Genomic DNA, 26,637 nt, shown 5'->3' with positions numbered 1-26,637 from the left:
AGCGCCCATTGCGGATCCAGACCGTCGGCGCGGGCGATGCGGGCCTCCACCGACGGCGCCAGCGCCGCGTAGGCGCGCACGGTCGCGGCCAGCTCCTCGCGGTCCACGTGATCGGGCCACAGCGGCTTGTAGTCCCCGGCGGGGTTGGCGCGGATCGTCTTGCCGCGGTCGCGGGCGATCTGCTGATCCTCTGGAGTCATCACCGACACGGCGTCGGCCAGCCGCGCCTGCACTTCGAGGGTGGGCAGGCCGTGGCGCAGGCGGGCCTGGTAGTCCATCAGCATCGTGTCGACCTTGTTCTTGACCTCCTCGCCGGGGTCCACCAGCGGCTCGTCCATCGCCCGCAGCGCGGCGGAGGCCAGCACCGATCCCGCGCCGAGTTCGGTGACACCCGGCGGCAAGGTCGCGGGCCCGCCCAGGTAGAGGGCTACGAACTTGATGCGGGCGCGGGTGTGCTCGCCCACCTTGGCGTCCTTGAGCTTGTTGCCCAGCTCGGTGAGCCCCTGCGGGGTGGGCGATTTGCGCCACTGCTCGATCTGCGCATACAGCTGCGCCTTGAGGCTCTCGTCGATCTCCTCCGCCGCGACCATCGCGACCATGCGGTCCTGCGCGGTGGACAACCGGAACCCGGCAGCGCGATCACGTTCGGCGGCCGCCATCTTCGCGACCATCTGCGGGGTCGCGGCCTCGACGCTGACCTGCCCGCTGTCGACGTCGACAGCCACGCCCCACCGCTCACGGATGTGGGAGACCAGATCCTCGGCCATGCGCTTGGCGACCTCCGAATCCGGAGCCCACGACACCGCCTCCTGCAACGCGGCGGCGACCTGGCTGCGCGAGAGGTGGTCCCAGCCCTTCGTTTTGGCCTTGGCCAACGCGGTCTCGGCGGCCTTGCGCTGGGCGGCGACCTGCGCTTCGTGCTCGCGTAGCCGCTGCTCCTCCCTGCGCTGCCACTGCTCGAGCGCGACCTTGCGGGCCTGGTGGGACGCGATCGCGCGCTGCATGATCTCCTGCATCAGCAGCCGGATCAGCTGGGCGAAGCCGCTGCCGACCCGGTCGACGGTGTCGTCGTGATGCTGCTGTGGGGCGTCATCGGACAGGAAAAAGCCCATATCGGGGGAACCTCCATCGAGTTCGGGTGTGCGGGGCGGGTGAGTGGGTGAGGCGGCCGTGCCCGCGGTGAGAGCCGCCTCACCGGCAGAAGGAGTGACGCCGGCGGTGTCGATCGGGGTGCGGTAGTCCAGGCCCGCCACCGGCTCCAGCTCGCCCAGCTCGTAACCGGCCAGGACGTGATCGCGGAAGTCCTTGCCGCCGCGCGCGGCCACGACCCGGACCTCACCGACCAAGCCGGTCAGGGACTCGGCGACTTTGTCTGCGTGCCGGAACCCGGGGGCGTCGCGGTCGGCGATGACGACCACACGGCGGGCGCCGCGCAGCCAGCGGGCGTGCTCGGGGCGCCACTTCCCCGCGCCCGCCGCGTTGCAGGTTGCCGCGACACCGGCCCTGGTCAGGGCCAGCACGTCTTCCTCGCCCTCGGCGATGTAGACCGTGCGGTCCTCGTCGATCGCGGCGAGGACTTCGGGCAGCTGGAACGGGATCGCGGGGAACCCGCCGGGCTCCATCTGACCGGTCTGGGAGTTCCAGCGCCGTTGGTAGAAGTCCTTTTTCCGGCCGTGCTCGTGTCGGGTGTGCTTGCGGATCACCTCGCCTTCGACCTGCCCGTCCGACCGCACGTACGGGTAGGTGGCGATCGTCTCGGCGCGGCCGAGCTGGCGGCCGTAGTCCTTGCTGGGCTTGACCTGCGGCAGCCCGGCCGCGGCGATGGCCTGATCCGCCCGCGACACCACTGCGGGGCGCTGGGCCCGCGGCGGGGTACGGCGGCGGCCGCCGCCGACGCCGCGGCGCAGCGGCTGGTCGTACAAGTCCGCGACCTGCAGGCCGATCCGCTCCAGCACGAGGGTGTCCGGGCACTCGGCGAAGCACTCGACCTTGGTGCGGGCCGCGTCAGCCAGGTACTTCACGCCCAGGCTGGGGTTGTGCGAGCGGCCGTCGGACTCGTGCACCGGGCAGCAATATTTGGTCCACGAGCCCGAGTCACGTCCGGCGCCCACCGCCTTCTCCAGCGCACTGGTGACCCGTTCCCAGCTGGCGCGCTCATGCGCGGGCGCGGGTCTGCGCTCGCGTGCTGGCGTGGACATCACGGGAACTGCGCGATGACTACACGGCGGCGGGCGGGGCCGGTCGGAATCACCAGCCCGGACGGATGTTCGGTCACCACGTCGCGGCTGCTGTAGTTCGCCGGTGCGGGCACCACCGGCAGCGCGGCCAGCTCGGCGTGGTGGCCCTTGTTCGGCGAGCAGTATTTGAACGGGCCCTCCGGATCCAGCAGCCGGGTCATGTGCGGGTCCACATGCACCAGCCAGAACAGCGACTGCTCGACGGTCTCGCCCTGGCGCAGCGCCTCGAACGCATGCCACAGCGCTTCGAGACGCGCCTTGGCCTCGCCGTGACGCCACCACTGCGGGCACCACCGGCGCTTGTTCTCGATGTTGCGCTCGCTGACCTCGCGCCGGTAGACCTCGCTGACCCACTGCTCGACGAAGGCCTGCACGGTCGGGTACTTCTGCTGCGGCTCCTGCTCCTCGTCTTCCTGCCCGTCGCCAGCGGGCTCGACCTCGGCGCGGGCGGCCTCGACCGGCGGGTTCAGCGCGAGCTCGGCCTCATGGGCCGCGGTCTCGGTCATCTGCGCGCGGACTTCGTCGGTGAGGAAATTGCCGACGACCTCCGCGGCGATCGACTTGGCTGCGGCGGCGAACTGCGCGCCGACCGCTTTGCGGACCGCCGAATCCAGCAGCTCACCCAGCTCGATACCCGCAATGGCTTGCGCGGCAGCGGATCCGATGGCTTCTGCGCTGGTGTTGTTGTCGGTGGTGGTGTCGGTCATGCTGCGTCCTCCTCGCGCGGCGGCACGGCCCGCAGACGCGGGGCGGCCGTGGATGTGGCTGTGGGGTTGGGGGTGTGCTCGGCCAGCGAGGCGCGGATGAGGTCGGCGTCGCCGCGCTCCATCCACGGCACGCTGCGCACCAGCACCGCGCGGTGCCCGGAAATGAACACCAGGCACCGGCCGCGCGGCAGCGCGCCGATATCGCTGGGGGTGAGGGTGGGTTCGGTGGCCAGCGACGTCGACTCGGTCACCGAGTCCGGTCGCTGACCGCGCGAGACCGACGTCGTGCGCTCCTTGTGGGCGCCGACCATCTCCGAGCGGTCCCGCAGGAACCCCGCGTCGTCCAGGCCGGAGCCGAGGACTTTGATGTTGGCCGCCGACCACAACGCGCCCATGCCATCGGCGCCCCAGCAGCGCACACCCTGAGCCCAGGACTGCAAGATCGTCATCACGACGATTCCGCGAGAACCGAAGTGGGAGTACTGCTTCGGCAGATCCCGCCAGCGCACGATGTTGGCGGCCTCATCCAGCACGATCAGCATCGGAATCGGCATCCGGCCCCCGTACCGGGTGCCCTCCCGCTTGCCCGCATCGGCCACCGCCGCTGCCAGCGCGGTCACCAGCGGCCCACCGGATGCCTTGCCCTCCTCGCTCAGCAGGTACAAGGTGTCGCCGGTTGAGCGCACGAACTCGGTGGCGTCGAACGCGCGACGGGGGCGCTCACCAGCGGCCGGCGCGGTGACCCACGACCGGATCCGCTGGTACTTCAAGATCGAGCACATCTTTTTGGCGGTCGCGAACACGCCGCTTTTCTGCTTACCGGCGTCCGTGTACTGCGCGGCCAGCGCGGCGGCGACCAGGTCGAAACCGTGCGGGTCCAGGATCTTCTCGGGGGTGCGGTCCGAGGATTCGGTCACCCACGCGAACACCTCCGTGATCGGCCGCCCATCCAGCGCCGCAGCCAGGATCAGCCCGGTCAGCAGCTCCAGGCCCTCGGGCTCGAAGAACGCATCACCCTTGTCGGCGTTGTCGACACTGGCAGCGAAGTGATCAGCCAGATGCGCGGCGCGTTCCTGCGCCTCGGGGCCGCCATCCTCGCCCCTCACCCACGCACACGGGTCCCAATACCAGCTGTTCTCCTCTTCGGCGACGCCCTGGGGGTCGAACACCCACACCTCGCCCTTGTCGGCGCGGTGAGCGCGGGTCGCATCCACCACATCGCGCTTGTTCGAGGTGGCCACGACCACACCGGGGGCGTCCATGATCGCCGGAATCACCCGCGAGGACGTCTTGCCCTGACGCGGGCCCCAGATATCGAGGTGCAGATCCTCGAACGACCCGAACAGCTCCCGGTTGTCGGTGACCGCGCGCCCGATCAGCACGCCGGGCACCTGCCCCTCGGCCAGGCCCACACCCAGCTCCAGGGCCTTGGCCTCGGTCGCCGCCCAGCACAAATCGTCCAGCTCCGCGCCGCGACCCATGTACTTCGCGCGGTCATCGACCTCGTGCCGCTCCGCACAAGCCGGGGCCATCGCCTTGCGGCGGCTCTTGCTGCGCCGACGAGCCTCACGACGGGCCTCACGCGCGGCCGTGTACTGCTCGCACATCCAGCGCGTGCCCCACGCCGTCGCACCGATCGTCAGCAGCCCACCGCCGACCAGAGTGCCCAGCGCCGCCCACGCCTGCGGACTCCACGCCAGCTCATGGGTCGAGAACAGCTCCCACGCCAGACCAGCCGGACTGTGGAACGGCACAGACTGTTTCGGCCCGCCGTACATCGGGGCCGCCCAAACAGCGGCCCCCGCCAGCTCGACCAGCGACGGAACCCCCACCGCGAGCCCAGCGATACCCGCGATCTCGCGGTACTCGCCCGTCGACGCCGACGGCGCTTTCACACTGCGGTCCACGAGGCACCGCCCTTTCCGTGAGCGGCCACCATCACGACGCGAGTCGCGCCGTCGTGGCCGTGAATGGTCTCGATGTCCCCGATGCAGGCGGCCTCGACCGTGGTGCGGACCTCGCCGCGCCACCGCATCGACACCGCCCCGTCCGGCCACACCACGCCGTCAGCGACGACGACGACACCCGAATAGCCGGACACGTCCCGGTCGCGGTGCAACTGGAAAACCCGCACCGCCGCAGCGATCTCGCTGCTGCTCACGCCGCCCCCTCGACCTGGGCAGCCGCCGACGCGTACGCGGCGACGGCCTCCAGCTGATCGGCGGCCGCGTCACGTCGGCGGCGCCTGTCGGAGTTGGAGTGAGCGGCCGGGGCCTTCACCGTCGCGATCACGCAGTCGGCCAAGGCACCCGAGCGCACCAGCGGAGCCGCCCACTGCGCGCACTCGGTCAGCCGCGGGCAGCGCCCGCAGATTTCCTGCGCGCGGCGGATGTCCTTCGGCTCAGACCCATGCGGGAAAAAGACGTTCTGGTCGACGCCGTGGCAGGCACGATCGCGGTAGACCACCGGACCGAGCAGATCGATGCTGGTCATCGCGCCACCCCCGCACCCGGAGTCGCGGTCACGGTCGCGGTGCAGAACGGGGCGCACCCGTTTCCGGTCGGGATCGTCGAGCCCGGCCCGAAATCGGTGCAGGACACGACCACACAGGTGATGCCAGCGAAAACCACGGCCGCGCCGAACAGGCCGGCCATCGCCGCGACTACACCGATGCCGTTGCCGCCGGAGTCCGGCACGATCGGGATCACGACATCAACCACTCGCTCGCGCACCATCACCGCACCTCCTCGACCAGCCGGTACAAGCGCGGATCGGTCAGGCGAGCAGCGTCGATGGTCTTGGTCCGGGTCAACGCTCGCGCGCCGCCGCCCTCGGCGACCACGCGGTAGGTGACCGTGCAGCGGCCCGCGCCCTTGTAATCGGTGTGCGGCTCGGCGATCTCCACGACCTGGATGACGCGGGCGTCCTGGCGGTACACGTCATCGGTCCACAGCTGGCCGACGCGGACCGTGATGCCCTTCGGGGTGGTGTAGGTGTCCATCACGCCGACACCCCCGCCCACCCCGCCGCGCGGGCCAGGACCTCAGCCGCGGTCATGCCCAGCGACGCCGCCCACACCTCGGCCTCATCCGAATTCGGGTGCGCCACCAGCGAAATCGCGTCGTAAGCCTGCCCCCGGGACAGCTGACGGCCCGGCAGGAAGTCCACCACCCACACATCGCCGCCGATGAAATGCGCCCGATGCGGGGTCAGCTGGCACGAGATCCGCCCCCAGACCATCGCCGAGCGGCCCTCGGCCTGCTCCCCGACCGGGCGCCACCACTCCGAAACCCACACCTTCGAGCCGTTGATCGCCCGCGCCCGCTCCATCCCACGCTGCCAGCGGCGATCGTCCAGCTTCTTCGCCACCCACATCCACGGCGTCCTCATGCCGACACCCCCAGCGCCACGAAACCCCTGGCCTCAGCAGCGGTCAGGCCCAACAAACCCGCCCACCGCTCGACCTCGATCCGGTCCGGTGCCACCGCGATCCGCATCGCCGCCCGCGCCTGCTCCCGCGTCAACTGACGACCCGGCAGGAAATCGACGACCCACCGGTCCTGGCCGATGTAATCGGCGTGGTGGGCGGTCTCCTCACTGACCATGTGCCCGCGGACTTCGAGCACCGCCGGGATCGTCGGCGCGGCAGCCCGCCGCCAGGTCTCGCGCGTCCAGACAGTTGGAATGTTCATCGCGACCACACCGCCCACTCGGCCTCGCTGGTCGGCCATTCCGACTGCTCGCAGCGGATCACCGCGTCGAACACGTCCAAGTTGAGCGTCTTCGCCTGACCGGCCAGCAGCTTCCAGACCGTCTCGACGTTGCGGTTCTGCTCCCACAGGAGGTCGCCCCACTCCGCCGCGATCTCGGCCATCGTCAGGCCGGCCACCGCCTGAGTGCCCGTCACCAGGCGCTCCGGCAGCAGCGACAGCCGGAACCACCCCTCCCTTGCCTCGAATGCGCAGTGAGACGACCGCGTCGCCGTCAACCACCGCCCCTCACGCTGAACAGCCACAGCGCTCCTCCTTCGATCGTGTGCGTCTTGTGTGCGCGCTGCGCACACGATTGAGTATGCGCGTGATCGCTACCACGCACAAGAGCGCACACGAGAGGAAAACGCCGTTTTGTGCGGCCCAGTGATCCGCAGCGCGCACACGCGCACACGAGTGTTAGCCTGAGCTGGATCGATACCGAGAGAAGGAGGTCGTTGTGACTCCGCATCTGCAGAGGCCCGAGCCGGTCTACATGCAGCTCGTGGCTCACTATCGCGATGCGATCACCAGTGGTGAGCTACGCGAGGGTGAGCGAATGCCGAGCGTGCGTGAGATCGCTGAGCAATGGCAGGTCGCCTACACCACCGCCGCGAAAGCTATGCGCCAGCTGGCCGCTGATGGACTGGTCTCCACCAGCAAGCAGGGCACAATCGTGGCGTTCCTCGAGAACGGCACCTTCAGCCCAGCTGATCGGCTGCGCTCGGTGTCACGCGGCCGCGTGATCTACCCGCACGGCGCGTCGAAGATCATCTCCGCTGAACTGACCAGCGCTCCTCAGCACGTTGCCGATGCAATGGGCATCGAGCCTGGCGACTCGGTTGTCCGCAGGGAGCGCGTGACCAAGCACGGCGACGTACCGGTCACATGGTCGGTGACCTGGATGCCCGGCGAACTGGCAGAGGCGGTTCCCGAGCTGCTGGACCTGCAACCGATCCCCGGTGGGCAGGGCACTGTCGGTCTGCTCAAGGAGAGGACCGGCCGCTTCCCCGATCTGAATGCCGACAGCTACCGCCAATGCGCGGCGCGCGCCACAGCCGAAGTCGCCCAGCACCTCGGCATCGCCGAGGGAGACCCGGTGCTGTTGGGTGAAAACCGCTGGCCCGAGAAGTCCGGTGCGGTACTGGAATTCGGCGAGTACGTAATCCCCGCAGGTCACTGGATTACCGTCACGAAATGACGCACCAGGCACCGGAACCTGGACCGCCGCCAGTGGATGCGGCTATCGCCTCAAACCGCGCCTTGTGGGACGAATGGGCTTCCATCCACGCGCAAGGAAGTTGGTACAACCTCGACGCGGTCCGGGCTGGAGCAGACAAACTCCGGCCCTACGAAGTGGCCGAGGTCGGTGAAGTCGCCGGGCGCTCCTTGCTGCACCTGCAATGCCAGATCGGCGCCGACTCGGTCTCCTGGGCCCGCCGCGGCGCACACGTCACCGGCGTCGACCTCTCGCCCGTTGCGGTCCAGATCGCGACCGAGCTCGCGCGTGAGGTCGGCGTCGACGCCCAGTTCGTCGTCTCCGACGTGATGCGCCTCGACGAAGTCCTGACCGGAGAGTTCGACATCGTCTACGCCTCTCGAGGCATCCTCGGATGGCTGCCTGATCTCACAGCATGGGCGCGGATCGTGAGCCGCTTCGTCGCTCCCGGCGGGATCTTCTACCTCACCGACATGCACCCCGTCGCCAAGACCCTCGATCAGTCGGCGTCGGAAGTACGCGTCGGCCAACCGTATTGGCACAGGCAAGAGCCTCACCGATACGCGGTGAAAGGTTCCTACGCCGATCCAACTGCATACGTCGAGTCCAATGAGAAGTACCTCTGGACGCACAGCACTGGCGATCTGCTGACTGCGGTCGCGGATGCGGGTCTGCGATTGGAGTTCTTCCACGAGTTCCCTTGGCTGGACCGGCCCCTACCCAGCCTGATTCAGCAGGACAAGCGAGAGTTTGTTCCGCCCAATGGGATTGAGCTGCCGCTCTACTTCTCCTTACGGGCCCGCAGGTCGTAGGACAGCGCAGAAACGTTCAAGGCTTATGAGAAGTCCATCGCGGAATCCACACAGATTGTGTGAAAACCCCTGCGGCGTGTCGGCTTCGTTCGGCCCGGGATTACCTCTAGAAAGGTCGCTATGGCCAGACCAGTCACACTCCCGCCGACCAAAGGCGTCGGCCTGCAACTGTCTCGCGACGTAGTCGACGCAGTCCAGGAAGCGGCGAAAGTGCACGGCCTGACCCAGCGTGCCGTGTACGAGCTGGCGCTGCGGCGTCTGCTTGGACTCCCCGACTATCCCGGACTTCCACCGAGCCACCAGGAGGACTTGAGACTCCCGGCCTGACCGCCTGGAGAACCCCGCCCGCCGTAGTGCGGGCGGGATACCCGCCCCAGAAATGGGTGAAGGCCCCCAGCTGCGAACTGGAAGGCCTTCGATTGGACCCCGATACCCACTAGGAATCCGCTGCTTGTGCTAAGCGTGCACAAGGGTAGCAAGAGTGCGAATTCGCAACCAAGTGATACGGCCGAGGCCGTAGATCACAATTTGCGACCTGCGCCTTTCCCGCTACCCGACGACGACGTTCCAGCTCCTGCCGACACGGCTCCCGAGCTGGCTTGGTCGACTCTTGCCCCGCTCATCGCGGCGCGGCCGTCGATGCGGCTGATCGACCCCGACACGAACACCACGAAGGGCACACGGCGGCTGACGCGGCGGCCGCCGGCGGACCCGGCCGCGGTGCCGGTCTACGACGCTGCCCACCGCACGCGGCTGCTGGCGCTGGATTTCGACTCCAAGCGTGGCGGGCCGGTGCAGGTGGCCCAGGACGTGGCCTATGCGAAGGCGTGGCTGCGTGCGTGCGGTGCGATGCCGGTGTCCGATCTCAACCCGGCCAACCGCGGTCGCCACGTCATCGCGACTTTTGCTGCCGGTGAGACCCACAGTCGCGACGAGATCGAGCCGGTGATGCGGCTGCTGGCCTCGCGGTTGCCGACGCTGGATATCGGTCTGATGCTCAACCCGCGCACGGGTGCAATCACCCCGCCCGGGTCGGCGACCCGCGATGGGGCGGTCCGTGAGCTGGACGGTGCCGTCGACGAGGCGGCGGCCGCGCTGCGTCAAGGTGCGGAGCCCGGTCTTCTCGCGCGCTTGCGGGAGTACCTGGGTGTCGGCCCTGACCACACCACCCAGAAGGCGGCGTCTACCGGCCCTGTGGAGCTGTCTGCGGACCTGTGGGAGGGCGTGGGCAGCTCGGCGCGACTGCGCGCTCCCTGGTGCTGGAGAAGCCCGATCCCGGGCCCTGTAGAGGCATTCGCGGTCACCGGCGCCATGCCCGCCGCTGGCCGCTGGCCTTCCCGTTCGGAGGCCCGCGCCAGCGTCCTGGCTGCGTGCGCGAAACGTGGTTGGAGCCTTGATGATGTGCGTGCGCGCCGTGACGACAGCTGGCGTGGCCTGGCGGCCGCGTACGCGCACTATCGCCGCCCCGACGAGGCGCTGGCTGTCGACTGGGAGCGCGTCTGTACCCGTTGGATCACAGCCAGCTCGTTAGTCCGGTCTCCCGAACACAGGAACAGAAATCTCACACCCCCCGAAGGGGCCTACGGCTCGAAATCTGCTTCGCTGCACAGCGATACCCACTCCCGCTGGCTTGCCACCGCGCACGCCTGGGTACACCAGACCTGGCCTGGGCAACAACACCGCTGGACAGTGCTCGCCGTACTCGACGCGCTGGCCTACGCGGCGCTGGTCGCGGGCAAGTCCGGCCGGGACGGCACACCCCTGGTTGCAGTCGGTGTGCGCGCGCTGGCGGGTTTCGCGGGATTGCTGTCGGTCGGGACGGTCGCTGATGTGCTGGCGGACCTGCGGGAGCGGCCGGGCAGCCCGATCCTGCGGATCCGCCGCGCGGTGCACCGGGACGCCGACTGCTACAGCCTGGTCACCGCCTACAGCGGACCGGAGCTGGACCAAGCCGTGGCGCCGGTACCAGCCGACCGCGTGCAGCTGCGGCCGGTCCACGACGCGTGGAAGGTTCTCGGACTGCACCACCGCGCGGTCTACCAGCTGATCGTCGACACCGGCCTCACCAACGTCGCCGACGTACTCGCAGCCGCGGGCGTCGGTCGCAGCACCGGCTACGACACCCTCGCTGTCCTCGCCCAGGCCGGGCTCATCACACGCGGCCGCGGCACCGTCTCTCCCGGTCCCGTCTCACTCGACGACATCGCCGCCGCCCACGGCCTGCACGAGGTGCGCGCCGAATTCCTCGCCCGGATCCAGCGCCAGCGCGCCCAGTGGCATGCCTGGCTCGAGCTGCGCCACCAGGTCCCCGCCGACCACGACGGCGGCGACGAGCCGACCGTGCAGCTCGCGCCGTGGGACCTGGACTCTGGCCTAGACGAGGCGATTTGGGCCGCCCAGATAGCCGCGGGGCCGCCAGAATGACGGCCGCCCGGCAAGGGGCCGAGCCCTCCTTTCACTGGGGAAAGGTCTGTCTACGCGCGTGCGCGCGTGACTCCCCGGCACCGCCATAAGTGCAGGTCAGCGAACATGAATGAAGACATGTTTTCTTACATGAAAACATTCATGCAAGGTAGAATGGTGGCATGAGTCTCCCCACTAGAGAAGAGATGTTCCGCGCCGCGTTGCGCGACCTCGACAACGCTCGCAACTCCCTGTCCAGCAGTCGTGACTGGCTGCGCTCGGATTGGGTGCCGATCGGCACGCCGCTGCCGTCGGCCGCAGCCGAAGCCCGGATCTCCGTGGTCGAGAAGATCGCTGCGGCCAAGCAGATCATCGACGAGGCGAAGGCTGCGCTGGCCGAGGGATTGGACGAGCTGGGATGAGCGTCGACAGTGATCTCGACGGTCTTATGGAGGCTGTGTCGGCGATGGTGACCGGCTACGTCAACGGGCTGGGCCGCGCCAAGGGGCTGACGCCGCTGTATTGGCAGCTGACCGCGTCGCGGTATGAGGCTGGACGCTATGTGCTGATGGGTCAGATCGGCGGCGAGCACGTCGATGCCGCCGCGGAATCGATCGCCCAGGAGTGGGCGGCGGCGCTGAACCTCACCCGCGATCCGGAGCCGCTGCCCGGTGAAGTCGCTTACGTCGGTACGGCCGAGGTCTCGTGGTCGCCGGGGACGCCGGTGTGGCTGCGGGTGTGGGGAGTCGCTGACCGGGATGTCTGGTCTCGCGATGATCCGGCCTGGCGTCCGGAGAATCCGCCACCCGGCCCCTAGTCTGCATGCATGTTTTCTCTCATGAACTTTCGCATGCATTTCGGAAAGGCGGCATGATGACCAGTTCTCGGCCTCGTGTGATCGCGGTAGCGATGCAGAAAGGTGGCGTCGGCAAGACCACCTCGACGATCAACCTGGGCTACCACCTTGCCGAAGAGGGCCTGGCGGTGCTGGTGATCGACGCCGACCAGCAGGCCCACAGCACCAGCGGTTTGGGTGTGGAGCTCGGCGACGACGACGCCAGCCTGTACGAGGTCCTGCACCGGGAGCGGCAGATGCGCGTCCCGCTGCGCGAGGCGATCCACTCCACGGCGTTCGGGCTGGACCTGGTGCCCGCGGATCTGGCGCTGAAGGAACTGGAGACCGGCGGCCTTGGACCGGGTGGGCAGATGCGCCTGGCGCGTCAGCTCGACGAGGTGACCGACTACGACGTCGTGCTGATCGACTGCCCGCCTGCGCTCGGGTCCATGACCGAAGCCGCCCTCGCGGCCGCCGACGACGTACTCGCGGTGCTCGAGGCCGGGCCCGACGAGATCCGGGCACTGATCCGACTGGGGGAGGCGGTGATGGACGTCCAAGACGGACTCAACCCGGATTTGGAGATCCGATTCGTGCTGCTGGCCAACTACGAAGGCGGAACCCGAGTCGCACAGTCGGTGCGAGATGGCCTGGTGCGCGACTGGGGCGCCTGGGATGCTGGCGGGGCCTATCTCGGCGAGATCCCGCACACCATCCGCGTGCGCGAGGCCAAGGACCGCGCGGTCCCGGTCGCGGTCCACGCACCCACCAGTAGCGCGGCCGTGGCCTACAAGGACGCCGCCAAGCGCGTGGCCGAGCGAGTCCGCGCATGAGCCCGACACCCAACCGCGGCATGGACGTCCCCTCCACCCGGCCGACCAGCCGCCGCGCACGCCGCGAACAGGCCGGCCGCGTCAACCCCGAGCAGGCTGCGGCGGAACCCGCCGAACAGAACGAGGCACCCACCACCGGTGAGGTCGCCGAACGAGAGGAGAAGACCGTGTCCGCACCGGCCAAGCGGGTGACCATCGCCCGGCCCCAGCGCCCGCAGAAGCGGTCGTTCGCGACGCAGCTGCGCCGCTCGACCTTCGCGCGCCTGGAATGGCTTCGCGCCCACGGCTACCGCATCACCGACATCGCCGACGACGCCATCACCGCCTACCTCGACGCCAACAACGTTCCCCCCGCCGACGACGACGGCCACATCACCGAGTGACCCCCACTCTCACTTCCAGAAAGGTCGCTGATGTTCTCTCGCTTGAAACCCCGAACCACACCCCCTGATGGCGACAGTCTGGTCGTCGGTGCCCTGCCTGAGCGGGTGCGTACCGCGCGGGAACGGCTGGCGCACCAGGCCGATCCGGCGTTGACCGCAGCACTGTCGGAGGCGGAGCTCGCGGCCAATCGTGGGCTGGCGGAGCGGATCCGCGCGCACGAGCGCCTGGAACGCCTCGCGGAGGTCGAGGCGGCTGAGTCGACCGCGGAGCAGGTGCGTCGCGCGCACGCGGAGATCTTGCGCGCGGATGCTCAGGACTTGGTGACCGCGCGGCGGGCGTTGGCGGAGCAGCGGCGTCAGGCCAGCCCGCACGCGCAGCTGGCGAACCTGTACCGCATCAAGAAGTGGTCCGGTCGCGCCTTGGCCGGCGTCGTGGCGGCCGCGATGGTGTGGTCAGCGGTCAACGTGCAGCACAACGTCGCACCCGGTGGAGCGACCGACCCGCTGTACTGGGCCAGTTACCTGCTCGAAGGCTTGATCTCCACCGTGCTGGTGGTGTTCATGGTGTCCGGCAACGCGGTGGCCCGCTGGAAGATCACCGAGGGCGAGACCCTGATCCGGTGGACCGAGGCGGTGCTGCTGGCGGCGACCATCACGTTGAACACCTACCCATACCTGCGTGTGCACGCCTGGTTCGACGCCGCGGTGCACGCGGTCGCGCCGATCATGATCGGCGTCGCTTTGGTCGCCCAGGACGCGGTGTCCAAGCGACTCGGCGCCGCCATCGCGGTCGCGTCGGCGGAGGTGCCCGCCGATGACGACATCAACGACCGCCTGGCCGAACTCAGCCGCGTCGCACAACCGACCACCAAGCCCGTCGCGGAGCAGTCTGGAGCGGACCAGCCTGGTGAGTGGAGCACCGCTACGGAGCACCCGAACGGAGCACCTGCTCCGCAGCGCCCGAGGGTTGCTGCTACGGAGCACGAACAGAGCACCCCGGTATCCGTGCGGAGCACCCAGCCCGCTGAGCAGAGCAGCCCGGCCGCTACGGAGCACTCTGCGGAGCAGCAGAGCACTGCTACGGAGCAGTCTGCGGAGCACCTCGCAGAGCACGAACTGAGCAGTCTGCGGAGCACCCCTCCTGCTACGGAGCGCTCTGCGGAGCAGCGGAGCACCCCGGCGAGCGCGACGGAAACCGCGTCCCGTGCAGTCGAGTCGGACGACTCGCAGACCACGCCCGTGACCGCTGAGAGGCTGGTAGAGCCCGTGGCAGGCCAGTCGGGTACCGAGGAGACCGCGCCGGTCCGGCAGCCTGCGCAGCACACTGCTGCGCGGGTCACCGAGCAGCGGAGCACCCCAACGGAGCACCCTGCTACGGAGCACCAGGCGACTGCTACAGAGCAGCCTGCGGAGCACGAACCGAGCAGTCCGGCCCTTCTACGGAGCAGCCAGCGGAGCACCCCGGTCGCCGTGCGGAGCACCCTGCGGAGCACTTCCGCTGTTGCGCAGCGCCTTGCGGAGCAGCCCACGGAGCACCGCCGGGTTGCTACGGAGCACGCTCGCGCCGAACGGAGCACCCCGCGTAGCACCCAGACCGGTGCTACAGAGCACCCCGCAGAGGCCGCCCACGGAGCACCGCCGGCCGGAATCACCGCGACGGTGTGGCACCGGGCGCACGAGGTGCGCCGCTCGACCGGAGCGCGCTCCTCAGCCGAGCAGATCGCGCACGTGCTGGCCCGTCACGACGAGCACCCCGAGCACGGGGCGAGCCGGATCGCGCGGGACCTGAAGATCGGCTTCACCTCAGTGCGCAACTGGCTGGAGGACGACGCCAAACGCCACGCGGGCACAGGCGCCCGGGTGATCGAACTGCGGAAGTAGCACCAGCTCCAAACAGAAGACGAGACCCCGGCGGAAGGTAGCCGCCGGGGTCTCGTCGTGTCAGAACACTACCCGCGCAGGTAGGCGGTGTTGTTGAGGGCCAGGGTCGCGTGAATCTGCGCTTGCGCCTGGAGCGCGCGCACCCGCTCCCACATGACTCGCTCGGCGGCCTCTCGGCCGGTTCTCGACTCGCCTGCGTCGCCAGCTCATCGGCGCGCTCTGCATGTGACCCAGCCATACCGCGAACCGTAGCCGCGAAAACCAACTCACAGCACTGAAATTGACCGCGCAGTGAAGTCAATTTCCCACCGCACCAACACCTCACGTTCCGGTACGCTGAATACTCAGCCCCAGAGCAAGTTAACAAATACCATAGGTATTTGTGCGTTCCTCCGAGGGAGGAACCCCACCCGGGGACGGGTGGTCGCTGCGCTGGGCATGGGTTTTCCGCCCGTCGACGGGGCCGGAAACGGAAGTAGGAGAGGTGGGTTGGTGGTGGTCAAGAGTCAGGCTTCGGCGGCCAGTTCACGGCGTTCGCAGCAGATCCAGAGAGACGAGAAGCGCAAGCGCCGGCCGAACATCATCGGGCCGAAGAAGACGGTTCAGGTGGTGCTGTCGGAGGCCGAGTACGACGCCGTGCGCGCGGCGGCGGAGGAGATCCCGTCCACGGTGCCGTGGTTTCTGGTCGAGTCCGCGCTTCCGGGTGCGGGTTCGGATGAGAAGTTGGTGGCGGCCTCGCCGCGCAAGTCGGGGCGGGGGGAGGGTCCGTGGTTGCCGTGGGCGAAGCGCAAGGCGTTGTCGGCGGCGTTGTTGTCGGCGGCGCGGTCGTTGCACGAGGTGCGCCTGTCTGAACTCGGTCATGTCGGTGCGAACTTGAACCAGATCGCGCGGGTGGCGAATACGCACGGTGTCGTCGACGGTGATGAGTTGGGGGAGGTGCTGGCGGATCTGCGGGAGTTGATCGCGGATCTGGGTGAGCGCGCCGCGGCGATCGAGCAGTTGTCGCGGCAGGTTGTGCGGCGGTGATTCCGAAGATCTCGCGCGGGCAGAAGATCGGCGGGTTGATGGTGTACCTGCTGGGGGAGGGGGAGAACAACGAGCACCGTCACCGCCATGTGATCGCGGGGTCGCCGAGCGTGATGCAGGCGGAGTGGCTGCGCGATTTCGATGGGCCGCAGGACAAGCGGGCGTCGAGGGATGTGGCTCTTGCGATCGCGCACGAGCTGGATCTGCCGCGCCAGCTGCACGGCACGCAAGCTCGGATGCGCGCGAAAGTCGGTGCCGGGGTCGGCGGCCGGGGCCCTGGCGCGGATGTGGTCGAGCCCGCGGCGAAGGGCGAGAAGGGCACGATGCGCAACGCCCCGGTGTGGCATTGCGTGATCGCGTTGAATCCCGGCGAGGAGCTGACCGACGAGAAATGGGCCGAACTCGCGAACGAGTTCATGGCGCGGATGGGGTTCACCGGCAGTGCGGACGGAAAGGTCGCGCCCGCGCGGTGGGCGGCGGTGCGGCACGGCCGCAGCGGTGAGCGCGGCGACGGACAGGAGCACATCCACATCGCGGCCAGCCTGATCCGCGAGGACGGATCGAAGGTCTCGACGTTCGACTACGGGCCGGGAAAGCGGAAGGGGGACCGCAACCGGGCCCAGGACGTCGCAAACGAGTTGGAGCACGAGTTCGGCCTGCGGGTGCTCAAGTCTCGGGAGGAAGGCGGCGGGCACAGCGGCAATTCCCGCGCGGAGATCGAGCGCGCCAAGCGCACCGGCGCACTGGAAACCGAGCGCGAACGACTTCGCCGGGTGGTGCGCGCGGCCGCGACCGGCACCGACACCGAGACCGAATTCGTGCACGCACTGCGCGAGGCCGGGGTGTCGATCCGGCCCCGGTACGCCGCGGGTGGGCGCACCGAGGTCGAGGGCTATTCGGTGCGGTGGCGGCGCGACGGGGTCGAGGTCGGGCCGTGGGTCGGCGGCGGAAAGCTCGACAACGACCTCACGCTGACCGCGCTGCGGGAACAGCACTGGGCCGATTCACCGCAGGCTCGCGCCGACGCGGTCACCGCCTGGCACGGCCGGGCGGCCCGATCGGGTGCGCGGCGCGACGGCCCGGATCTGGAGGATCCGCAGACGTGGCGCGCGGCCGCGGCCGAGATCGGTGAGTGGCAGCGGCGCCTGGACGCGATCCCGACCAGTGACCGGGCTCAGTGGGCGTGGGCCGCTGGGCAGGCGTCGGGAGTGTTCGCCGCGTTCAGCGAGGCCCTGGAGGGTGATACACCGGGCCCGTTCGCGGCGGCGGCGAAGGAGCTCGCGCGCAGCGCGCAAGTCCCGTCCGCGAGCCAGCGATACAGCCCGCGCACCGCTGGCCGTGGTGGGCTGGCGGGAAGCACCCGCACCGGTTTGGGTGCGGCTGCGGCGCTGCTGTTCGAGGAGGCCACCCGCACCGGCGGATCTCGTCTGCGCGGCGCTGGTGATGAGGCGTCCGAGGTCGCCGCGTTCATCGTTGCGGCGCTGCTGGTGCTGCTGCTGATCGCGATCGCGATCGCGATCCGGATCGCAGGCGCCCACCGGGCGCGGTTGCAGGTGATGCGCGCGGTCGATATCGACCAGTCGCTGCGGCATCTGGATCCGGTGCGCCGGGCGTGGGAAGCGGACTTGGCCGAGCGGCGGTTCGCATGGGATCGCGACGCTGCCCAGGTGTTCACGTCGGCGACGGCGCGGCGGGTGGCGAAGGTGCTCGGCGAAGATGTCGTGACCGAGGCCGAGCAGCTGCTCGGCGCTGACCGGATCGACGAGATCACCGCCGCGGCGGAGGATCTGGTGCCGGATGTGACTACGGCACCGGCATGGCCCGCGCTGTTGTCTCGGCTGGCCGAGCTGGAATCCGGCGGCCGGGACGCGATCGACGACCTCACCACCGTGGTGCGGGCGCGGGAGCTGGGCACCGCCGACGACATGGCTGCGGTCCTGTCGTGGCGCATCGAGAACCTGCTCGACACCACCACTCCCGCACCGCCGGCCGAACCGCGCCGTACCCAGCCGGATCTGTCCAAGGCCCAAGCCAGAGCCCAAGCACCGCTGACTGCGCCGGCCGTCAAACCGGTTCCGCGCCGGTTGTCCCGGCCGTTCTACACCGAGCTGCCCGAGGACGAGCGGGCGATCCTGCGCATGTCCTCGATCCTGGAGTCCGCATACGCGCGGCACGACCTCGCCCCGCGCACGTGGGACGACGACCAGCTGGGCGGGGAGCTGCTGCACCGCCGCGCCGAAATCGCGGCGCTGCGCCAGGAACTCGAAGCGCGTCGGCTGGGCGGCCCGCTCCTCGCGCAGGTGCGGGCGGACAACAAGACCCTGACCGAGCAGGCCGCCGCGATCAAGACCGCGAAACAGGCCCTCGACGAGGCCGATCGGCTCGAACGCGAGCAGGCCGCGCGGGAGCGTGAACGTGAGCGGCTCGAACGCGAGCACGCCAACACCTCGCGGTGGAGTCCGCGAGTCCGCGCCCGTCTCGAGGCCCAGATCGCGGAGGTGAGCGAGCAAATCGACCAGCACGCCCCGGCCGCCGTGGCCGCCCGCAGCGCCGCCGACGCCGCGACCGAGGACACCGGGGTGCCGCAGGAGGAGTGGGCCGCGGTGTTGCGCAACGCCAACCAGGCGCAATGTCAGCGCCGGGTGCGTGAAGCCGTCCAGGCCGACGCGGCCGCGCTCACCGCCGACTCCCGGATGCTGCACATCCTCGAACACGAACTCGATAAGGTCGAAACCGAGCACACCTACCGCGGTCGCATGACCTCCGAGCAGCGGGCCGAGAGTGTGCATAAAGCGCGCAAGCAACAGGCGCCGCGGTCACGCTCGGAGCTCGGTGCCGCCCGGTTCATGCAGCGATCCAAAGGCTGGACCACACCGAGCGCGGACACCGGCCTCGACCTCGATCCTTACGGCTACGGCTACGACCTCGACATGGAATCCGCTCCGGAGAACTCGAAGCAGCAGCCGCGAACATCCCAGCAGGAAGGCAAGTCCTGGCAGCGTCACATGCCAGAACCGCATCCCGACCTCGGGCCCGACCGCGGAACCGACCAGGGCCGGGGGCTCTGATTCCCTTGGGGTGCAGGGGTGCTCCAGGCCGCTGATGCACGGTCCGGCTGCAGGATCTCGGACGGTGACACCCCTGAATTAGCCCCTGGACTAGGGGAAGGATTAGCGCAGGGTTTGGGGCCAGGGGGTAATCCAGGGCCTAGTCCAGGGGGTAATCCAGGGGCTAATCCACCCTCGATATGGGCGCTGAGCTGAGCGAGGATCCTGTCCCGCCCCGTCCCCTTCGTCGCGGGCGCCGATTTGTAGACCACCCTCGCTCTGCGATGCCTGGATCGAGGGTGGTCTACAAATCGGGGACGGGGCGGGACAGAAACAAGACATTGGGGCCAGTTCATGGGAGAGGAGGGGGGCGGCGGCCGGTGCCGAGCGCTGCGGTGGGGGCGCGTGGTCGCCTTGGAAGGTGCTGCCGCACGAGCTTCGCTCGCTTGCCACTGGGACCACACGGCCGGTGTCAGCAGGGGGTCAGTTTCCGCGTGCTCGGTAGAACTGGCGGTGGCGCGGCGGGGTGTTCTGGTGGACCAGGTAGGCGATGCCGTTGTGTACTGGACCGGCTGTGGTGGCGGGGAACTGTCCGGCGTCGAGCATGTCGCGCACGCGCATCAAGACGGTGCGGATCGACTTCGGGGAGGACAGCACTCGTTCGACGGCGGCGCGGTGTTCGGCGGCGGCGGCGGGGAGTTTCGCCGGCGGATTCCGTGCCGCGTCTGGGTCGGTGGCGGTGTGGAATGCCTGCCACAGGTCGAGGATTGTCGGCCTGAGCTTCTGGCGCGTGGCGGTGTCGGGTCCGTGGTGGCGCCAGCGGTGGGCGAGGGTGCGCAGCAGCAGTTCGGTGGCGTCGGGATCCTCCAGCAGTCGCGCGATCTGGCGCTCGAGGGAGATCCGTTCGGGCCGCTGCACTTCCTTCTCGAGCACGACTTCGCGGATGCGGATGCCGTGCTCGCTGCCGCGTCGTCGGCAGTCGTCCGAGCACCATCGGCGGCGGCGGCCGCGGCGGGGGTGCACGATCAGCGACGTGCACTGAGGGCAGTACTTGGGAGGATCGTCGAGGTACACATCGACCACGCTACGAGTTCCGCCGGACGAAACACTCGACTGCGGGCCACGCAGGTGCAGGAGGTGTAACCCGGATCCCGGCGAATTTCGCCGGACGAAATGCCCCGGTTGCGCACTGGGGGTGGAAATGGTGTGTGCTGTCGGCGCGCGACGGTCGCTGCGGGGTCGGCTACGCGGTGGCCGGTCGGTGGTGTCGGTGCCGAGCGTGGGTCGCCTCGGCGGTCGGCCCGAGCGCGTCGAGTTCACCCTGCCCGTTGTTGTCGATGCCTGCGGCTACGATCCGCGGCATGCCTGAGCTGCGCGAGGGATGGGACGTGGAGGAGGCTGTCGGGGAGGCCGGTTGGGTGATGGCGTATCTGGCCGACCACTACGTCTCGGAGCCGCCGGATGCTGATGCGTGTCCGCTGGCCGGGGACGAGCCCCTGATCGAGGGCGCGTTCAAAGACGCTGTCGATCGGGCGTGTTCGGCGGTGTCGCTGCGATGGGATCGAAATCGTGGCGTGATCATCTACCCGGAGTCGATGACACCCGCCAAAGCCGCCGTGTTGTGGAACGCGGCTCTCGCCGAGGCCCGCCACCACCGCTTGGGCGAGATCGTCGCGCAGACCCGAGCGGGTCGGGGTGTCCGGCTGGCGGACCGCACCCGCGGCAACGAGTGGGTGCTGCCCAACTGACCGACCTCGCACCGACTCGCCCGGTTCCTGTCAGGGGGGCCGCTAGCCACCCTGCTCATGGCCGGTCATGGCAGCCGCGGCCACGGTGGTGGTGTCGGCAGCCGAGTTGTAGCGGCGGCGTCACGACCACTGTGCGTAGGCTGCTGGGTATGGCGTCGGAGGGCCTGGAAGCTCGCCTGGCTGCGCTGGAGGCGCGGGTCGGTGAGCTGGCCGAGCGGCTGCGCACTGTCGAGCAGGATGTCGCGGCGGCGCGAGTGCTGGCCGGCGGCGCGCAGCGGGGGGTGACCGAGATGGGCACACAGATCCGCGAGTTCCGGCAGGCCGTTATGTCCGCTCTGGCCGATGCGGGTGAGCGGGCAGTTCGACCAGGTGTACAACGAGTTCGCCGAGATACGTGGCAAGTTGGCTGCCGTGGGGTCGGCCCAGGCCCGGATCGTGGCGTTACTGACGACGCGTGTCGAGCGCGGCGGCAACGGTCGATCGCGGTAGGCGGGTGCCGCTGAGGAGGGCGTCACCCGGGGCATATGGGGAGAGAGACCCCCAGGTGAAACGGCTATCGTGTGATCTTGAATCAAGTTGGCGCTATCGACGTATCCAGTACCGGAGTGTTTGCTGACCTTTGTTGCCATATCGCGCCTCGATTGCCTCGTAGCGCGATTCTTACCGGCACCGGACAGTTCACCGACTCGCGAGGGAATGCGGGATCTGTCTGGGTAGCTGTGGGTGTGCGCAGGCTGCCGAGTAGTGGTCCGCGGCGTGTTTCGCCTGCATTTCCGGGCGATTGCTTCAAAGTTGCTGATGACCGGTGGTGGTGATGGGAGTATGTGCCGGTCGAGCGAGTTCGTCCCAGTTGGAAATGCAACCGTCCACACTTTCGGAAGGGAACTCAGATGGCAGCGCAGGACACGAGCACGGAGAACCGGTCGTCGCAGGGTCAGCGTCAGGATGTGGTGGATGTGCGTGGGGAGGTGGAGATGCTGCGGCTGCGGCTGGACGAAGCCCGCCAGGAGGCCCAGAGCGCGCGCCAGTACGCGATGCAAGCCAGTGGTTTGGCGCGTCAAGCCCAGACCCAGGCTAGGCAGGTGCAGAACCAGGCGCAGACCGCGCAGCACAACGCCAGCCAGGCCAATCAGCAGGCGCAGCAGGCCCGTCAGGCGGCGGTGTTGGCGTCGAATCAGGCCCAGCAGGCCCAAAGCGAGGCCGACCGCGCTCAAGCCCAGGCTCAGCAGGCCCAAGGCGAAGCCGGCCAGTCCCAGCAGCGGGCGGCTTCGGCGGCCGATCAGGCCGATCAGGCCACCCAGCTCGCGCAGCAGGCCGAGGACCAGGCCACCCGCGCCCAGGACCGCGCCGGGCAGTGGGAGTTGCAGCTGCACCAGATCCGTCAGCAGGCCCGTCAGCTGGAAGGCCGCTGAGCGGGGTGAGTCCGGGTAGGAGAGGGCTTCGGTGAGGACGGTGCCGGGGCGGCGGCGTATCAAAACACCGGTGCGGCCGCCGCCCGGCACCACCCCACCGCGCGGGAGTGAGTGGTCGTGAGCGAGGCCCCGAACCCGCCCGGGCCGCCCGAGGGTGACATCGATGTCGAGGTGATCGTGCCCGACGCCTGGAGTGTGGGGGTGTATGCCAACGGGTTCACCTGCTGGTACAACCGCACCGACTTCACCCTGGATTTCCTGGTGTATCTGCCCGCCGAACCCGCCGCCGCGGGGCAGCACGGGCCGGTGATGCGCCAACCGGTGCAGGTCACCGCGCGGGTGAAGTTCCCGCCCGCGTTGATCTTCCGGTTGATGCGCACGCTCGATGAAGCCATGAGCAACTACGAACACCAGTTCGGGCACATCACCTCTCTCGGCGACTGAAACCGCCCCGTCCACACACGGTGAGGAGAACATTCGCGTGATGATCACCGCTACCGGGCCGATCACCCTGATCACCGGCCCCCGCGACCGCACGATCGTGCCCGACCCGCGGGTGCGCTACCAGCCGACCACGATCGGCGGCCGCCACTACAAACCCACACCCACCACCCCCCGATCCACGTCCTGAAACACTGCCCCGCACAGCGCCTCACCGAAATCCGCCCCCCGGGGGTGGCCAGGGCAGCACTTCGACCCCCGGTGCAGGGCTCGGGGGTCGAAGCGGCGGTGAGGCGTCCTCGACACTGTGCGGCGAGGACGATCGAGACTATCGCGGCTCCCCCGGATCGACGAGTATCGCGGCCCGGTATGTCCGGGGCCCTCGCCGAGGACGAGTGAGACCACCCGCGCACACGCCCCGCTTCCCGCACTTCGACCAGGTCACCGGGAACCCCAGTGGCTTCTCCCTTCCCAGTCGGCTGCCAGGCCGCCGATTCGCGTAGCCACATGCATATTCGATTTCCCTGCGATTCCCCTATGAATATCTGCTGAGTGATAAGGGAACCCTATTCTCGGTGGAGTGGGGGCAGCAGTGGGGTCTGATCACCTGCCTGTGAGGGCCTGCCTTCCAGGCGGACGAATCCTCGGCGGTGGGAAGCGATGTCGAGTCCGCCGCCGGAGCCCGCGATGAGAGCGTTGCCTTCGGCGTCCCACAGCAGAACGCGATACCGCTGATCATGGTCGCCTTCTCGAACGACAGCATGGACCTCGCTGGTCGCAGGGTGCGGTGATGACGGCTCATCGGCAGGAATGCGCATCACGGGACGAGCGCGCTCACCACTTCGTGGCGGGCACGACGAGCGGCGGCATCCCCCGACAGCGCCTCAGAAATGGAGCGGGGCCGGTGCGGTTGGTTGTCGGTGGTCCTCATGGGGTGAGGGGTAACCGATACCGTCGCCGACCATGCCTGGCCAGACTGCGAGGTGGCCCGCGTGAATTCTGCAGCAGTCTTCTGGTACCGGACCGCAGCCTCACCCTGATGGTGGGCCGCTGCGATGGCTACTTTCGCCAGCGACGCCACAACCGCCGAGCCGGGGCGGAGTCGTCCGGTCCCGGTGCGGAGTCGTCGAGGTCGACCGGTGGTGGCGCGGCGGCGGTGGGCACCGGTTCGTTGTCCGGTGCCTGGTGTTCGGCGGTGGGGGCGAGGGAAACGGGGAGGGCGTCAGGTCCGGTGAGGTGGGTGTCGGAGCCGACGGTCAGATCGCCCACCGTGCGTTCGGCGATGGTGGCGGTGACCTCGTCGATGCTCCCGTCTTGGGTGAGGTGGTCGAACATGACATCGGCCAATGTCAGCTCGGCGGTGTCGTAGTCGTGGTGGACCGACACATGCCGCAGCGCCGGGCCGGCGTCGCCGAAGCGGGTGCGTGAGCCGGTGGCGGGGCCGTCGATGATCAGGACCCAGACCGCGGCCGTGGTGCGGTCGGCGGCCACGCGTAGCCGCCCGGCCAGCGTTCCGGCCGGGTCGCAGCCGAGGTGGGCGGCGACTTCGCGCATGTTCTCGGCCAGATCCAGGCGCATCAGCTGCCGGGCTATCTCGATTTCGGAGGCGTCGAATTCCTCGCAGATCTGGGGCAGTGGTCGTGTGTCGGTCCAGGCTCGGCGCAACTGGGTGGTCATCTCGGTGTCCCAGTAGACGCTGCGGGCGCGGCGGTGGCGTTCGCGCAGTGGCTCCCGCCAGTCGAAATCCGGTGTCGCCAGCAGCATGCGCAGCGTCGGCGCCGCGGTGGCGTCGGTGATGCGGTAGTGCGGTGGAAGGAGCTTGCGGCACTGTCCCCGGATCGCGGAGACGCTGCGGCCGGTGTGTTCGGCGATCTGCTCGATCGGCAACCCGGTGCGCAGTAGCTCGACCAGTTCGATGTTGCGTTCGTCGGTCCACAACTCGTAGGCGCGGCGATGCACGCTGCGGTCAGCCATCACAGGAACCTCCCTGTACCAGTTCCCCTGTTGTGCACCGGGTTTCGGCGCACCATGGTCTATGGTGCCTGGATCCGCCGCCAACGGGGCTCGATCAGACGCGCAGCGATCGTGCATCTGCACGTGCAGGTGTGATGCGGTATGCACCCCGCGTCGATAGCCGAGGTGCTGCCCTGGCCGCAGCGCCGACCGGGTTCCCCACCGGCCACAGGGAGAGCTATCGCGACGCAACCGAGACCGACGCCTGGTCGCGCTCACCGGCATCCGGAAGCGACGAGTCGTGACCTGCCGGGAGTGCCCGGCCACTGCCGAGTTCGGGCACGTACTCCTAGATGGTCGAGCGGGAGACACCCAGCAGCCGGGCGACCACCGAGGGCTCGAAAGTACTTCGCCGACCGCAAGCTCGGTCAAGTCCGGAGAACATTTTCGTGCGCGAAACCGGACACTGTGCAGGTCGGGACGATCCGGGATGGGGCGTACCAACGCGCCGCTGCCTGGGGGTCTCTGCCCGTGTGGCTTTCGCCGACGTGCAGGCACGCGGTGGCGATAGCCTTCCCGGGTGAGTGAACACGAACAGCATCAGGGGCGGGATCGGCCTGTCACGGTCGAGCAGATCGCTGCGGCCATGGCGGCTTTGGGGATGTATCAGGGGCGCAATACCTCGGCCGAACATGCCGCCCAGGCGGATCGCCTAGGCGGGGCGGACGCCTACCGGGTGCGGATGGTCAATGCGCTGCTGGGGATGGTGCAGACCGAGGCGGCGCTGGCTGATGCGGTCGATCTCGACGCCGAGGCTCGCCACGCCGCTTGGGAGCAGCAGCTCACCGCCGCCGGGGTGGGGCTGGATGAAGATCCTGTCAAACGGATCGAGTTCATTCGCTGGCAGGTGCTGCGTGCGGGGACGCCGTTGCGGATGATGGCGCAGAACCGGGAAGTCGGCCCGATCCCGCTGGCCGCCGCGCACGCCGTCACGGCCCTGCACACACTGCTGGGAGTGATCGCCGCCAGCCAAGACGCTGTGGTGCAGGGCGATATGGAGACTCTCGCCGACCAGGCCGGTCAGCTGCGCGCCGCGCGTGAAGCGCTGCACCTGGCACTGACCAACACCGAGATCCTGCTGAACATGCTCGAATCTGTCGGCCTGTAGACGACCTCCCGGCGGGCGACCGGGCTACGCCTGGGTGGCCCGGCCGGACGGCAGCAGCTGGTCATATTTGCTGACCTTCGGGTATCGGGCGATCCTGCCCGGCGGTGAGTTGACCGTGGCCTTTGCCGAGTTCGGGAACGTACTTGTAGAGCGTGGACCGTGAGATGCCCAGCAGTCGGGCGATCGAGGACACCGACTCCTCGGGTCGGGTCAGCATCGCGCGGGCCTTAAGGCCCGCACATACGGTGTGGTCGTGAAGGACGAAACACACGCACAGCGGTTGAAACGCGTGTTGAACCGTTGCGGCTTTTCTGCCGCCCCGTTGTGGGGTAGCACCCGTTTGCGGTAGCGCTGGACGGGGTGACCGGTGTGCCGGTGACTGCCCGCTGGGTACCGGCCGGGCCGAGATCGTCGGCGGTCATCGTGGGCCAACGGTTGTCGGCCTTGCCCTGGCGGTCACTTCGTCGGCGGCGCGAGCCGGTAGGTCGACGTACCGAACTGGAACCGTGGCCGCCAGGGGTTAGGTCACGGCTGGCTCAGAACGCGCTTCCGGTGGAGGGCAGGCCGCCGTGGGAGAGGTGGTGGCTGCCGCCGCCGTGGGAGAGGTGGTGGCTGCCGCCACCGCCGTGGATCGGGTCGGCGGGGCCGGGCGCGGGCTCGGCTTGATCGTCGGGCTGGGCCTGTTCGCCGGTTTGGGCTGGATCGGCGGGTTCGAGGGTCAGCGGGGCAGCGAGGACCGGGGCTGCCAGGGCGGTTGCCGGCGCTACCGCGAGCGCGACCGCG

At 69.0% G+C, this 26,637-nt stretch carries 30 protein-coding genes and 1 pseudogene; 16 read left to right on the top strand and 15 right to left on the bottom strand.

Translation table 11 applies throughout. The annotated features are described in order from the left end of the window. The 10 genes from ACWEO7_RS32865 to ACWEO7_RS32820 form a co-directional block, all read right to left on the bottom strand. A partial coding sequence (locus tag ACWEO7_RS32865; protein ID WP_452429026.1) for a toprim domain-containing protein occupies positions 1-2,198 on the bottom strand: 2,198 nt, incomplete at its 3' end. Continuing rightward, positions 2,198-2,944 (bottom strand): DUF4913 domain-containing protein, encoded by a 747-nt coding sequence (locus tag ACWEO7_RS32860; RefSeq protein ID WP_452429024.1) that lies wholly within the window; start codon positions 2,942-2,944, stop codon positions 2,198-2,200. The genes ACWEO7_RS32860 and ACWEO7_RS32865, both read right to left, overlap by 1 nt. Then, on the bottom strand, positions 2,941-4,851 hold the full coding sequence (locus ACWEO7_RS32855; RefSeq protein WP_452429022.1) for a type IV secretory system conjugative DNA transfer family protein: 1,911 nt from the start codon (positions 4,849-4,851) through the stop codon (positions 2,941-2,943). Before ACWEO7_RS32855 ends, ACWEO7_RS32860 begins: the two co-directional genes overlap by 4 nt. Then, complete coding sequence (locus tag ACWEO7_RS32850; RefSeq protein ID WP_452429020.1) at positions 4,836-5,105, bottom strand: hypothetical protein; 270 nt, start codon at positions 5,103-5,105, stop codon at positions 4,836-4,838. The genes ACWEO7_RS32855 and ACWEO7_RS32850 overlap by 16 nt, the downstream gene beginning before the upstream one ends. Next, entirely contained in the window at positions 5,102-5,437 is a 336-nt protein-coding gene (locus ACWEO7_RS32845) for a WhiB family transcriptional regulator (protein WP_452429018.1), read from the bottom strand. Before ACWEO7_RS32845 ends, ACWEO7_RS32850 begins: the two co-directional genes overlap by 4 nt. Beyond that, positions 5,434-5,679 carry a hypothetical protein gene (locus tag ACWEO7_RS32840; protein ID WP_452429017.1) on the bottom strand — a complete coding sequence of 82 codons (246 nt, stop codon included), beginning with the start codon at positions 5,677-5,679 and terminating at the stop codon, positions 5,434-5,436. The genes ACWEO7_RS32845 and ACWEO7_RS32840 overlap by 4 nt, the downstream gene beginning before the upstream one ends. Further along, positions 5,679-5,948 carry a hypothetical protein gene (locus ACWEO7_RS32835; RefSeq protein WP_452429015.1) on the bottom strand — a complete coding sequence of 90 codons (270 nt, stop codon included), beginning with the start codon at positions 5,946-5,948 and terminating at the stop codon, positions 5,679-5,681. The genes ACWEO7_RS32840 and ACWEO7_RS32835 overlap by 1 nt, the downstream gene beginning before the upstream one ends. Beyond that, a complete protein-coding gene (locus tag ACWEO7_RS32830) occupies positions 5,945-6,334 on the bottom strand; it encodes a hypothetical protein (protein WP_452429013.1) in 390 nt (129 codons plus the stop codon). Before ACWEO7_RS32830 ends, ACWEO7_RS32835 begins: the two co-directional genes overlap by 4 nt. Continuing rightward, positions 6,331-6,636: a hypothetical protein gene (locus tag ACWEO7_RS32825; RefSeq protein ID WP_452429011.1), complete on the bottom strand. Its 306-nt coding sequence runs from the start codon at positions 6,634-6,636 to the stop codon at positions 6,331-6,333. Before ACWEO7_RS32825 ends, ACWEO7_RS32830 begins: the two co-directional genes overlap by 4 nt. Continuing rightward, positions 6,633-6,959, bottom strand: a complete 327-nt coding sequence (locus ACWEO7_RS32820) for a hypothetical protein (RefSeq protein WP_452429009.1) — start codon at positions 6,957-6,959, stop codon at positions 6,633-6,635. Before ACWEO7_RS32820 ends, ACWEO7_RS32825 begins: the two co-directional genes overlap by 4 nt. 194 nt (positions 6,960-7,153) lie before the next feature. On the opposite strand from ACWEO7_RS32820, the gene ACWEO7_RS32815 reads away from it, so the two are divergent. From ACWEO7_RS32815 to ACWEO7_RS32765, 11 genes are all read left to right on the top strand, one after another. Then, entirely contained in the window at positions 7,154-7,894 is a 741-nt protein-coding gene (locus ACWEO7_RS32815) for a GntR family transcriptional regulator (protein ID WP_452429008.1), read from the top strand. Next, complete coding sequence (locus ACWEO7_RS32810) at positions 7,891-8,724, top strand: class I SAM-dependent methyltransferase (protein WP_452429006.1); 834 nt, start codon at positions 7,891-7,893, stop codon at positions 8,722-8,724. Before ACWEO7_RS32815 ends, ACWEO7_RS32810 begins: the two co-directional genes overlap by 4 nt. Positions 8,725-8,844: 120 nt before the next feature. Further along, positions 8,845-9,051: a hypothetical protein gene (locus ACWEO7_RS32805; protein ID WP_159850529.1), complete on the top strand. Its 207-nt coding sequence runs from the start codon at positions 8,845-8,847 to the stop codon at positions 9,049-9,051. A gap of 201 nt (positions 9,052-9,252) precedes the next feature. After that, the gene (locus ACWEO7_RS32800; RefSeq protein ID WP_452429004.1) at positions 9,253-11,148 is read left to right on the top strand and encodes a hypothetical protein; all 1,896 of its coding nucleotides are present in this window, start codon (positions 9,253-9,255) and stop codon (positions 11,146-11,148) included. A gap of 161 nt (positions 11,149-11,309) precedes the next feature. Next, entirely contained in the window at positions 11,310-11,549 is a 240-nt protein-coding gene (locus ACWEO7_RS32795) for a hypothetical protein (RefSeq protein ID WP_452429002.1), read from the top strand. Beyond that, the gene (locus tag ACWEO7_RS32790) at positions 11,546-11,944 is read left to right on the top strand and encodes a hypothetical protein (protein WP_452429000.1); all 399 of its coding nucleotides are present in this window, start codon (positions 11,546-11,548) and stop codon (positions 11,942-11,944) included. Before ACWEO7_RS32795 ends, ACWEO7_RS32790 begins: the two co-directional genes overlap by 4 nt. Before the next feature lie 56 nt (positions 11,945-12,000). Next, complete coding sequence (locus tag ACWEO7_RS32785; protein WP_159850551.1) at positions 12,001-12,795, top strand: ParA family protein; 795 nt, start codon at positions 12,001-12,003, stop codon at positions 12,793-12,795. Then, a complete protein-coding gene (locus ACWEO7_RS32780; RefSeq protein ID WP_452428999.1) occupies positions 12,792-13,178 on the top strand; it encodes a hypothetical protein in 387 nt (128 codons plus the stop codon). Before ACWEO7_RS32785 ends, ACWEO7_RS32780 begins: the two co-directional genes overlap by 4 nt. 42 nt (positions 13,179-13,220) lie before the next feature. Next, entirely contained in the window at positions 13,221-15,059 is a 1,839-nt protein-coding gene (locus tag ACWEO7_RS32775; protein ID WP_452428997.1) for a hypothetical protein, read from the top strand. Between the two features lie 492 nt (positions 15,060-15,551). Further along, positions 15,552-16,085, top strand: a complete 534-nt coding sequence (locus tag ACWEO7_RS32770; protein ID WP_452428995.1) for a MobC family plasmid mobilization relaxosome protein — start codon at positions 15,552-15,554, stop codon at positions 16,083-16,085. Beyond that, positions 16,082-19,153, top strand: coding sequence for a relaxase/mobilization nuclease domain-containing protein (locus tag ACWEO7_RS32765; protein WP_452428993.1), 3,072 nt, complete (start codon positions 16,082-16,084; stop codon positions 19,151-19,153). The genes ACWEO7_RS32770 and ACWEO7_RS32765 overlap by 4 nt, the downstream gene beginning before the upstream one ends. Positions 19,154-19,615: 462 nt before the next feature. On the opposite strand, the gene ACWEO7_RS32760 is transcribed toward ACWEO7_RS32765, so the two are convergent. Continuing rightward, on the bottom strand, positions 19,616-20,215 hold the full coding sequence (locus tag ACWEO7_RS32760) for a hypothetical protein (protein WP_452428991.1): 600 nt from the start codon (positions 20,213-20,215) through the stop codon (positions 19,616-19,618). A gap of 278 nt (positions 20,216-20,493) precedes the next feature. Here ACWEO7_RS32760 and ACWEO7_RS32755 point away from each other — a divergent pair, with 278 nt between their 5' ends. Beyond that, positions 20,494-20,880, top strand: a complete 387-nt coding sequence (locus ACWEO7_RS32755) for a hypothetical protein (RefSeq protein ID WP_452428990.1) — start codon at positions 20,494-20,496, stop codon at positions 20,878-20,880. 65 nt (positions 20,881-20,945) lie between these two features. Here the strand turns inward: ACWEO7_RS32755 and ACWEO7_RS32750 are convergent, their stop codons facing one another. Further along, the gene (locus ACWEO7_RS32750) at positions 20,946-21,281 is read right to left on the bottom strand and encodes a hypothetical protein (RefSeq protein ID WP_452428988.1); all 336 of its coding nucleotides are present in this window, start codon (positions 21,279-21,281) and stop codon (positions 20,946-20,948) included. Between the two features lie 489 nt (positions 21,282-21,770). Between ACWEO7_RS32750 and ACWEO7_RS32745 the strand changes: the two genes are divergently transcribed. The 3 genes from ACWEO7_RS32745 to ACWEO7_RS32735 all read left to right on the top strand — a co-directional run bounded on the left by ACWEO7_RS32745 (position 21,771) and on the right by ACWEO7_RS32735 (position 22,923). Further along, a complete protein-coding gene (locus ACWEO7_RS32745; protein WP_452428986.1) occupies positions 21,771-22,292 on the top strand; it encodes a hypothetical protein in 522 nt (173 codons plus the stop codon). Between the two features lie 117 nt (positions 22,293-22,409). Beyond that, the gene (locus ACWEO7_RS32740) at positions 22,410-22,736 is read left to right on the top strand and encodes a DUF3467 domain-containing protein (protein WP_452428984.1); all 327 of its coding nucleotides are present in this window, start codon (positions 22,410-22,412) and stop codon (positions 22,734-22,736) included. 37 nt (positions 22,737-22,773) lie between these two features. Then, on the top strand, positions 22,774-22,923 hold the full coding sequence (locus ACWEO7_RS32735) for a hypothetical protein (protein ID WP_452428983.1): 150 nt from the start codon (positions 22,774-22,776) through the stop codon (positions 22,921-22,923). Between the two features lie 869 nt (positions 22,924-23,792). Here ACWEO7_RS32735 and ACWEO7_RS32730 read toward each other — a convergent pair. Next, a complete protein-coding gene (locus ACWEO7_RS32730) occupies positions 23,793-24,707 on the bottom strand; it encodes a hypothetical protein (protein WP_452428982.1) in 915 nt (304 codons plus the stop codon). A 559-nt stretch (positions 24,708-25,266) separates the two neighbouring features. Here ACWEO7_RS32730 and ACWEO7_RS32725 point away from each other — a divergent pair. Then, on the top strand, positions 25,267-25,854 hold the full coding sequence (locus ACWEO7_RS32725) for a DUF6245 family protein (RefSeq protein WP_452428980.1): 588 nt from the start codon (positions 25,267-25,269) through the stop codon (positions 25,852-25,854). A 61-nt stretch (positions 25,855-25,915) separates the two neighbouring features. Here the strand turns inward: ACWEO7_RS32725 and ACWEO7_RS32720 are convergent, their stop codons facing one another. Then, a complete protein-coding gene (locus ACWEO7_RS32720) occupies positions 25,916-26,071 on the bottom strand; it encodes a transposase (protein WP_452428978.1) in 156 nt (51 codons plus the stop codon). A 319-nt stretch (positions 26,072-26,390) separates the two neighbouring features. Beyond that, positions 26,391-26,637, bottom strand: a pseudogene (locus ACWEO7_RS32715) (hypothetical protein); the annotation flags it as partial.

The organism is Nocardia sp. NPDC004260 (assembly GCF_053603155.1).
This window is presented reverse-complemented; position numbering and strand designations above follow the sequence as displayed.

Excerpts from the sequence above, each read along its gene's own strand:
- ACWEO7_RS32860 (WP_452429024.1), bottom strand. The coding sequence starts at position 2,944 with ATGACCGACACCACCACCGACAACAACACCAGCGCAGAAGCCATCGGA.
- ACWEO7_RS32845 (WP_452429018.1), bottom strand. The coding sequence starts at position 5,437 with ATGACCAGCATCGATCTGCTCGGTCCGGTGGTCTACCGCGATCGTGCC.
- ACWEO7_RS32840 (WP_452429017.1), bottom strand. The coding sequence starts at position 5,679 with ATGGTGCGCGAGCGAGTGGTTGATGTCGTGATCCCGATCGTGCCGGAC.
- ACWEO7_RS32830 (WP_452429013.1), bottom strand. The coding sequence starts at position 6,334 with ATGAGGACGCCGTGGATGTGGGTGGCGAAGAAGCTGGACGATCGCCGC.
- ACWEO7_RS32825 (WP_452429011.1), bottom strand. The coding sequence starts at position 6,636 with ATGAACATTCCAACTGTCTGGACGCGCGAGACCTGGCGGCGGGCTGCC.
- ACWEO7_RS32810 (WP_452429006.1), top strand. The coding sequence starts at position 7,891 with ATGACGCACCAGGCACCGGAACCTGGACCGCCGCCAGTGGATGCGGCT.
- ACWEO7_RS32805 (WP_159850529.1), top strand. The coding sequence starts at position 8,845 with ATGGCCAGACCAGTCACACTCCCGCCGACCAAAGGCGTCGGCCTGCAA.
- ACWEO7_RS32795 (WP_452429002.1), top strand. The coding sequence starts at position 11,310 with ATGAGTCTCCCCACTAGAGAAGAGATGTTCCGCGCCGCGTTGCGCGAC.
- ACWEO7_RS32790 (WP_452429000.1), top strand. The coding sequence starts at position 11,546 with ATGAGCGTCGACAGTGATCTCGACGGTCTTATGGAGGCTGTGTCGGCG.
- ACWEO7_RS32785 (WP_159850551.1), top strand. The coding sequence starts at position 12,001 with ATGACCAGTTCTCGGCCTCGTGTGATCGCGGTAGCGATGCAGAAAGGT.
- ACWEO7_RS32780 (WP_452428999.1), top strand. The coding sequence starts at position 12,792 with ATGAGCCCGACACCCAACCGCGGCATGGACGTCCCCTCCACCCGGCCG.
- ACWEO7_RS32755 (WP_452428990.1), top strand. The coding sequence starts at position 20,494 with ATGCCTGAGCTGCGCGAGGGATGGGACGTGGAGGAGGCTGTCGGGGAG.
- ACWEO7_RS32745 (WP_452428986.1), top strand. The coding sequence starts at position 21,771 with ATGGCAGCGCAGGACACGAGCACGGAGAACCGGTCGTCGCAGGGTCAG.
- ACWEO7_RS32730 (WP_452428982.1), bottom strand. The coding sequence starts at position 24,707 with ATGGCTGACCGCAGCGTGCATCGCCGCGCCTACGAGTTGTGGACCGAC.
- ACWEO7_RS32720 (WP_452428978.1), bottom strand. The coding sequence starts at position 26,071 with ATGCTGACCCGACCCGAGGAGTCGGTGTCCTCGATCGCCCGACTGCTG.